Source organism: Sphaerisporangium sp. NPDC051017 (genome assembly GCF_040683095.1).
In the GTDB taxonomy this organism is placed as follows: Bacteria; Actinomycetota; Actinomycetes; order Streptosporangiales; family Streptosporangiaceae; genus Sphaerisporangium.
In genome coordinates this window covers 1-1,838 of sequence record NZ_JBFBCI010000137.1, presented here as the reverse complement: position 1 = coordinate 1,838, position 1,838 = coordinate 1, and the positions used below count along the sequence as shown (strand labels likewise).

Below are 1,838 nucleotides of genomic sequence, written 5' to 3'. Positions count from 1 at the left end.
ATCTGCACCGGTGGCGCGGTCGCGGTCGTGGTAGTGGCAGGCGTGGCTGTGGTCGGCGTGGTCGTAAGGGGGCTGGTCATGAGGCGGCCTGTCCGCTCGCATCGCCGGTGTCGCTCCGGCCGCCGTCCAGGGCGAACAGGCGGGCAGGGCCGTGCAGGAACGCGCCCGCGCCGGTGGGTGGGTGTCCGGGCGGGGCGGGTTCGGTGTCGGTGCCGGCGATCAGGATGCCTTTGATCGTCTTATAGGACGGGTCGCCGACCGCCAGCGCCTTGGCGCAGGCGGCTTCCAGACGCCCGGGGTCGTGCTTGTCGCCCAGGCCGAGCACGCCCTGGGCGGCCCGCAGCCGATACAGCGCGTTCTCAGCGAGCAGGGCGGCGATCACTTGGACACACCCCGGCCCGATCTGTTCAGCCTTGCTGCGGCACCAGGCCGGGGTGCGCAGATGGAAGGCGATCTTCTCCGGCGGGTAGTCGGTCAGATCGGTCTGCTTGCCGATCGATTTGCGAGGGTGGGTCTTGATCAGCTGCCCGTCGTGGAAGAACTGCACCATGGCGGCGGTGGAGCGGACATCGAGCCGGCATCCCAGATACCGCCACGGGATGGAGTACAGCACTTTGCCCACCCGGGCGTGGATGTCGGGGCCTACCTTGGCCACCGACCAGCCTGCCAGCACAAACGGCGTCTTGGGCAAGGACTGCAGCCTGGAATGCTCGATCGCCTCGAACACCACCAGCGGAGCTGACCCACCCAGCGGACGGCAGTGGCGGGCTCCGGCGACCTCGGTGCACCACCGCAGGGCCTGCTCGCGCATCTGCTCCACGCTGATGAAGGTGCGGCCACGCCAGAAGCTGTCGCGGATATAGGGCATCGGTCGCTCCACGCTGGCCTTGTCACGCGGCTTGCGAGCCCGCGCGGGGTCGATCAGGCAGCCGTAGTGCGCGGCCAGCTCGGCATAGGCGCGGTTGATTTTCGGGTCATACAGATCCGGCCGGTCCACCCCGGTCTTGAGGTTGTCGGGCACCAGCCGAGCCGGAGTCCCGCCGAAGAAGGTAAACGCGGCCACGTGCGCAGCGCTCCACGCCTGCTGATCCATCTTGATCACCGGGTAGATGAACATGTGCCGGGAAGCGGGCAGCACCATCGCGAACGCCTGCACCGTGTGCCGGCGACCGGTCGCCGGGTCCATCCACCGGCCCAGCCGGCCATAGTCGATCTGCGCCTGCTCACCGGGCTCGGCCTCACGCAGCCGTAGCACCCGCACCTGCGCCGCCCGCACCTCCTCGGGCAGGTTCGCGGCCACATAGCGGCGCATCGAAGCGATACTCACCGCCAGTTCGTGCTCATCGCGCAGCCGCTGATGGACCGTCGATACCGTCACCCCTGCCTTGAGCTGCGCGACGATGTAATCCCGATGCTGCTCAATCGTCGGCCAGGTCACCTGCCGCAGCCGAACATCGGCGAGCTCGGGGAACCATTCGCGCACCCGCACCGACCACTGCTCAGCGGACAACGGCGGCCCGCCCGGGACGATACCGGCAGCCTCCGCTGGGGCCAGGTATTTGCGCACCGTGTTGCGGGCGACACCCAAACTCTCCGCGATCTCGTTCTTCGAGCGGCCCGCATACCAGTGCGTCAGGATCTCGGTGATATCGACCATGTCGAACGTCCTCCTCGCCATCGGCTCCCCCGTCGTTGAAGACGAGGGCCAGAATGCTGATCTTCCGATGACCAGGTCCACCCCGACACGCACGCCCTGAACAGGGTCAATTACGTGATCGGCATGCTCAATTACGTGATTGCAACCGCCTCACCGCTGCGCAATTCCGTGATCGTCGACA

Annotated in this window: 1 protein-coding gene; it reads right to left on the bottom strand. The window is 67.4% G+C overall.

The window, feature by feature from the left end; translation table 11 throughout:
• Nucleotides 1-76 precede the first annotated feature (76 nt).
• The gene (istA, locus tag AB0M95_RS40790; protein WP_363777096.1) at nucleotides 77-1,657 is read right to left on the bottom strand and encodes an IS21 family transposase; all 1,581 of its coding nucleotides are present in this window, start codon (nucleotides 1,655-1,657) and stop codon (nucleotides 77-79) included.
• Nucleotides 1,658-1,838: the final 181 nt, after the last annotated feature.

Excerpts from the sequence above, each read along its gene's own strand:
- istA (WP_363777096.1), bottom strand. The coding sequence starts at position 1,657 with ATGGTCGATATCACCGAGATCCTGACGCACTGGTATGCGGGCCGCTCG.